This window comes from Caryophanon latum (assembly GCF_001700325.1).
In the GTDB taxonomy this organism is placed as follows: Bacteria; Bacillota; Bacilli; order Bacillales_A; family Planococcaceae; genus Caryophanon; species Caryophanon latum.
In genome coordinates, this window is record NZ_MATO01000028.1 from 112916 (window position 1) to 119614 (window position 6699).

7 protein-coding genes and 1 pseudogene are annotated in these 6699 nt (G+C 39.2%); all 8 read left to right on the top strand.

Annotated features, from left to right (window positions below):
• Window position 1: 1 nt before the first annotated feature.
• The gene (gene hslV / locus A6K76_RS06820) at window positions 2–544 is read left to right on the top strand and encodes an ATP-dependent protease subunit HslV (protein WP_066463403.1); all 543 of its coding nucleotides are present in this window, start codon (window positions 2–4) and stop codon (window positions 542–544) included.
• Entirely contained in the window at window positions 544–1938 is a 1395-nt protein-coding gene (gene hslU / locus A6K76_RS06825; RefSeq protein ID WP_066463405.1) for an ATP-dependent protease ATPase subunit HslU, read from the top strand. The genes hslV and hslU overlap by 1 nt, the downstream gene beginning before the upstream one ends.
• Window positions 1939–2040: 102 nt before the next feature.
• Window positions 2041–2820 carry a GTP-sensing pleiotropic transcriptional regulator CodY gene (gene codY, locus A6K76_RS06830; protein ID WP_066463407.1) on the top strand — a complete coding sequence of 260 codons (780 nt, stop codon included), beginning with the start codon at window positions 2041–2043 and terminating at the stop codon, window positions 2818–2820.
• 381 nt (window positions 2821–3201) lie between these two features.
• Window positions 3202–3594 carry a flagellar basal body rod protein FlgB gene (flgB, locus tag A6K76_RS06835; protein WP_066463409.1) on the top strand — a complete coding sequence of 131 codons (393 nt, stop codon included), beginning with the start codon at window positions 3202–3204 and terminating at the stop codon, window positions 3592–3594.
• A gap of 2 nt (window positions 3595–3596) precedes the next feature.
• Window positions 3597–4061 carry a flagellar basal body rod protein FlgC gene (gene flgC, locus A6K76_RS06840; protein ID WP_066463411.1) on the top strand — a complete coding sequence of 155 codons (465 nt, stop codon included), beginning with the start codon at window positions 3597–3599 and terminating at the stop codon, window positions 4059–4061.
• A 12-nt stretch (window positions 4062–4073) separates the two neighbouring features.
• Complete coding sequence (fliE, locus tag A6K76_RS06845) at window positions 4074–4373, top strand: flagellar hook-basal body complex protein FliE (protein WP_066463413.1); 300 nt, start codon at window positions 4074–4076, stop codon at window positions 4371–4373.
• 49 nt (window positions 4374–4422) lie between these two features.
• Window positions 4423–6009 carry a flagellar basal-body MS-ring/collar protein FliF gene (gene fliF / locus A6K76_RS06850; protein ID WP_066463415.1) on the top strand — a complete coding sequence of 529 codons (1587 nt, stop codon included), beginning with the start codon at window positions 4423–4425 and terminating at the stop codon, window positions 6007–6009.
• Between the two features lie 14 nt (window positions 6010–6023).
• Window positions 6024–6656, top strand: a pseudogene (fliG, locus tag A6K76_RS06855) (flagellar motor switch protein FliG); the annotation flags it as partial.
• Between the last annotated feature and the right edge of the window lie 43 nt (window positions 6657–6699).

The following is a 6699-nucleotide window of genomic DNA, read 5'->3' on the forward strand; positions in this document are numbered from 1 at the left end:
TATGGGACAAATTCATGCAACAACAATTTTTGCAATTCAGCACAACGGTGAATGTGCGATGGCTGGTGACGGTCAAGTAACACTCGGCAATCAAGTTGTGATGAAAGCAACAGCAAAAAAGGTGCGTCGTTTATTTAACGGACAAGTACTTGCTGGTTTTGCAGGGTCTGTAGCGGACGCTTTTACATTGTTTGAAATGTTTGAAGAAAAACTAAATGAATATAATGGCAATTTACAACGTGCAGCAGTAGAAGTAGCAAAGCAATGGCGTGGGGATAAAATGCTGCGTCAGCTAGAGGCGCTGTTACTCGTAATGGATAAAGATACGTTACTGCTCGTTTCAGGTACTGGCGAAGTAATCGAGCCAGACGATGGTATTTTAGCAATCGGCTCAGGTGGCAACTACGCGCTATCAGCAGGTCGTGCGTTGAAGAAATTTGCAGGAGATTCACTATCGGCAAAGGAAATCGCTCACGCATCGCTTGAAACAGCTGCAGACATTTGTGTATTTACAAATCATAATATTATTTTGGAGGTTTTATAATGACGAAACATTTAACGCCAAAACAAATTACAGAGCATTTAAATCGCCACATTGTTGGACAAAATGATGCAAAGCGTGCGGTTGCCGTTGCATTACGTAACCGTTACCGTAGAAGCTTACTATCAGAGGATTTAAAAAATGAAGTCATTCCAAAAAATATTTTAATGATCGGCCCAACTGGTGTCGGTAAAACAGAAATTGCACGTCGTATTGCGAAGTTAACGAACGCACCGTTTATTAAAGTCGAAGCGACAAAGTTCACTGAAGTCGGGTACGTTGGTCGTGACGTGGAGTCAATGGTACGCGATTTAGTAGAGTCTTCTGTTCGTGTTGTGAAGGAAGAGAAGATGGAAGCGGTAAAAGAGCAAGCAGAGCAATTAGCAAATGAGGCAATTGTAAAGCTACTTGTACCGGTGTTACGCAAAAAGCAGGCGACACAAAATCCATTCGAAGCGTTATTTGGCGGTCAGCAGCAAGTGCAAGAAGACGATGGTGCTGAGCATGCAGAAATTCGTTCGAAGCGTGCGCAAGTTGCAATCGATTTAGCAGCAGGTAAGCTTGAGGATGAATGGGTAACGGTTGAAGTGACGGAGCAGGCACCATCGATTTTCGATGCGCTGCAAGGTTCAGGTATGGAAATGGCAGGAAGCGGCATGCAAGATATGCTCTCAAGTTTCATGCCGAAGAAAACGAAAAATCGACGCGTGCAAGTGAAGGATGCGCGACGTATTTTAACGATTGAAGAAGCATCGAAGTTAATCGACAACGACGAAGTGACACAAGAAGCTGTTGTACGTGCGGAACAAGCTGGTATTATTTTCATCGACGAAATCGATAAGATTGCATCAAAAGGGAACAGTGGTGGCAACACGCTCGTTTCACGTGATGGTGTACAACGTGATATTTTACCAATTATTGAAGGCTCAACTGTGACGACGAAATACGGTCCTGTGAAAACAGACTACATGTTGTTTATCGCAGCAGGCGCATTCCATGTCGCAAAGCCATCTGACTTAATCCCTGAGTTACAAGGACGCTTCCCGATTCGCGTCGAGCTAGAAAAGTTGACGAAGGAAGATTTCGTGCGCATTTTACATGAGCCGGATCAATCGCTCATTTTACAATATAAAGCATTGCTTGAAACAGAAGGTGTAACAATCGATTTCACAGATGAGGCGATTGAGCGCATCGCAGAAATTGCGACAAATGTAAATCAGGAAACTGATAATATCGGTGCGCGTCGACTGCATACAATTTTAGAGCGCTTATTAGAGGAATTATCATTTGAGGCTTCTGAAATTGCGCCGGCCCATATTGCTATTACACCTGCATATGTCGACCAAAAGTTAGGCGAAATTGTGAAGAACAAAGATTTAACACAATTTATTTTATAGCGTTTGAAGCATATTATTTTAAATAAATTGTAAAAACCTTTAGAATATTAAGTGAATTAGGAAATAAAATGATCGACTTCGATCAGGAGGATATAGATATTTATGAATTTATTAGGTAAAACACGAAAAATTAACTCGATGTTACAAGCATCAGCAGGTAAGCCCGTAAACTTTAAGGAAATGGCAGATACATTAGGCGACATTATTGATGCGAACGTATTCATCGTAAGCCGCAAAGGGAAGTTACTTGGCTTATCGATTCACCAACAAATCGAAAATGAACGCATGAAAAAGATGTTTGAAGAACGTCAATTTCCTATTGAATACACACAAAACTTATTTACAATTACAGAAACATCATCAAATATTGGCATCGACAGTGATTACACGGCATTCCCTGTAGAAAATAAAGACTTATTCCGTGATGGCTTAACGACGATCGTACCAATTATTGGTGGCGGCGAGCGTTTAGGTACGTTAATTTTAGCGCGTGTTGCAGCACAATTTGAAGATGACGATTTAATTTTAGCTGAATACGGTGCAACAGTAGTCGGTATGGAAATCTTACGTGAAAAATCAGAGGAAATTGAAGAGGAAGCTCGTTCAAAAGCGGTCGTACAAATGGCCATTAACTCTTTATCGTATTCTGAGCTAGAAGCAATTGAGCATATTTTCGAAGAGCTTGATGGCAACGAAGGCTTATTAGTGGCGTCTAAAATCGCAGATCGTGTTGGAATTACACGTTCAGTGATCGTGAACGCATTACGTAAACTCGAGTCAGCTGGCGTAATCGAATCTCGTTCTTTAGGAATGAAAGGTACGTATATTAAAGTATTAAATGATAAGTTTTTAACAGCATTAGCAGAAATTAAAATGAAATAACAGATCGCTTTTTATCTTTGAATAGCTGTATCTATTCAAAGATGGCTATTTTGTGACGGACAGATTGTGTACTACATGATTTACAGCATGTAGAGCATTCTGTCTTTTTTACTATGTGTTAAAAGCGATGAAATTAATTTTACACTACATGGATGATGAAAACTGAACGTTAATAATTCCTGGATTTAAGGGTATTTATACATATTTTACTAGTTCACATGGTATGTCGTTTCGGGACAAAAGTATATACGCATAACTTAAAATAGTTATAACCGACTAGGTTATTTTAGTGAAAGACGATAGACACTGTTTCAAAAGTTAATTACAATAAGAAGTAATCAAATTTGTTGTGCTGTCACGACGTAAGCGAGGTGTAAAAGAATGAATTTATTTGGAGGAACGATCGGAAATTTGGAGTCGGGGTTGAAATATTCTGCGACGAAGCAGAAAACTATTGCGCAAAATATCGCGAATGTAGATACACCGAAATACAAAGCAAAAGATGTCAGCTTCGCTAAAATGCTAAAAGATGCAGAGATTGATACGATGTCCGCACATCGCACAGACCAACGTCATTATGAATTTAAACAACCACAGTCGTCTGATGGTGTATACAGTTATACTAATTTACGTTATCGTCAAAATGGTAATGGTGTTGATATGGATGCAGAGCAAGCAAAGATGGCTGAAAATACGATTTATTACAATGCGCTAATCGATCGTATAAACGGCAAGCTGAATTCGTTGAAAACTGTCATTAAAGGAGGACAATAATTTTGTCAATTTTTCATAGTATGAATACAACAGCATCGGCATTAACTGCGCAACGTTTGCGTATGGATGTTACGTCGTCGAATATCGCGAATGTAGATACGACACGTGGAACACAAAATGCAGATGGCACATGGGATCCATATCGTCGTAAAACCGTAACAATGACCGCACAAGAAGGTGGTTTTTCAAACTTCTTGAATCAAGCGATGGGTGTTCAAGTTAAAGATGGTGTAGGAAATGGTGTGAAAGTAACTCGAATTGGCGAAGATACTGAAACGCCTTTTAAGCTTGTATATGACCCGACACATCCAGATGCAAACGAAGCAGGCTATGTGGAAACACCGAACGTTGACTTATTAACAGAAATGGTTGATTTAATGTCTGCAACGCGTTCGTATGAAGCAAACATCACAGTATTTAATGCAAATAAAGCGATGTTAACAAAAGCGTTAGAAATCGGAAAATAAGGGGTAGAGTAAATGGCAATTACAGCGATTACAAACAATTCGTTAGCTACAATGCAAGTTGAAAACACGAGACAAACACCTTTTGAAGCGCAACAAAACTTTGCAAATTCGCTAAAGGATGCAATTTCAAGCTTGAATGAAAAGCAAATTGAATCGGATAAGGCGACAAACACTTTAATTTCAGGTGGCGACATTGAGTTACACGATGTAATGATTGCATCACAAAAAGCGAGTGTAGCGATGGAACTTACGATGCAAGTGCGTAACAAAGCAGTAGAGGCGTATCAAGAAATGATGCGTATGAGCGTATAACACAACTTCTAAATAGGTGGGGTACTTCACGAATACCGGAGGGTACATAATGAACGAACGATTGAATAAATTTAAAACGGACTCCACCCAGTTTTGGTCGAGCCGAAGTAAAAAACAAAAAGGAACGATTATCGGTTCCATTATTGCAGTCATCTTATTAGCGGCTGCATTAACGTTCTTTTTAACGAGAACAACGTATGTACCATTATTTACAGATTTAACACTAGAGGAAGCAGCACAAGTGAAAACATCACTTGATGGGTTAGCTGTAGATTATCAAATTGGTACGGGGGGTACATCTATTAGTGTGCCAGAAGATCAATTAGAATCATTAAAGCTACAATTGGCGTCTGAAGGTGTACCGAGCGGAGCAGGAGACGGTTATTCAACGTTTTGGAATAACGCAGGCTTTGGTATGACTGACAACGAATTTAATGTTTTACAATTATCAGCGATGCAAACAGAGCTAGCTAATTTAATTCGTCAAATTGACGGTGTAAACGATGCAAGCGTTATGATTGCGTTACCGGAAACAGGTGTATTTTTAAATGATTCGTCGCAGGAGCCTACAGCTACAGTTATTTTACAAACTGCATTAGGTCACCAATTCTCAGAAGACCAAATTAAAACGTTATATAATTTAGTGGCAATGAGTGTACCAAACTTAAAGCAAGAGAACATTGTCATTACGAACCAATACTCAGAAGACTTTACGTTAGTTGATACGGGCTCATCTTCTTCAATCGTTGCAGATCAAATGATGATTAAAGAAAAGATTGAGCGTGACTTACAGCGTCAAGTACAAAGCTTATTAGGTTCATTAATGGGTGCAGGAAAAGTTGTCGTATCGGTTACAACTGATATCGATTTCAGTAAAGAAAATCGTCAAGAGGACTTATTAACACCAGTTGATGAAGAAAACATGCAAGGCATCATTATTAGTGCACAAAATATTAGCGAAACGTACACAGGTACAGGAGCGGCTGCAACGGGAGAGCCTGAAGCAGATACGACAACAGATAACTTCACAACATATAACGAAGGCACATTTGGTGACGGGGAATATGAACGTGTAGAAGAGCAATTAAACTACGGTGTAAATGAAATTCAACGTGAAATTTCAGAAAGCCCATATAAAATTCGCGATTTAGGTATCCAAGTTGTTGTAGAACCACCAACACCGGATGATCCAGCAACATTACCAGCTGGTTTAACGGAAGATGTAGAAGCGATGTTATCAACAATTGTACGTACAACAATTGATAAATCTTCTACAGGTACATTAACAGAAGAGCAAGTAGGCGAAAAAATCGTTGTTTCTGTTCAACAATTACACGGTATGAGCGTAGACACAGCTGAAGAGAAGCCATTTATTCCTTGGTGGGCTTACGTAATTGGCGGTATTTTATTAGCTGCAATCGTATTACTCGTTCTGTATATTATGCGCGCACGTAAAAAACGTGAAGAAGAAGAAGAGCTAGCATTAATTGAAGAGCAAGAAGAGTTAATTGTCGAAGAGATTCAAACAGAAGATGATAGTGAAGCAACTGTTCGTCGTAAGCAATTAGAAAATATGGCAAAAGAAAAGCCAGAAGAATTTGCTAAATTATTACGTACATGGATTGCTGAAGATTAAAGGGAGGTACGGCTATGTCTAAAAAAGATAAAGAATTATCAGGTAAACAAAAAGCTGCGCTCCTTTTAATCTCATTAGGACCAGAAGTATCGGCCTCAGTATATAAACATTTAAGTGAAGAGGAAATCGAGCGTTTAACGCTTGAAATTTCAGGCGTTAAAAAAGTAGATTCAAAAACGAAAGAAGACATTATTGAGGAATTTCACCAAATTGCAGTAGCTCAAGAGTATATTTCTCAAGGTGGTATTGGTTATGCAAAAACGGTGCTAGAAAAAGCGTTAGGTGAGCAGCAAGCACAAGCGATTATTAACCGTTTAACATCGTCGCTACAAGTTCGCCCGTTTGACTTTGCACGCAAAGCAGATCCAGCTCAAATTTTTAACTTTATTCAAAATGAGCATCCACAAACAATTGCGCTTATTTTATCTTATTTAGAACCAGCGCAGGCCGGTGTTATTTTATCGTCACTACCACAGGAAGTACAAGCTGATATTGCAAAGCGTATTGCACAAATGGAGTCGACATCACCAGAAGTTATTAGTGAAATCGAATCGGTGCTTGAACGTAAGCTATCGTCAACAGTGACGCAAGATTACACAGAAACAGGTGGCGTAGATGCAGTCGTAGAAGTATTAAATGGTGTAGACCCATAGCCATCAAGTTAAGAAAATATGTTTGAAAAATGAAGAA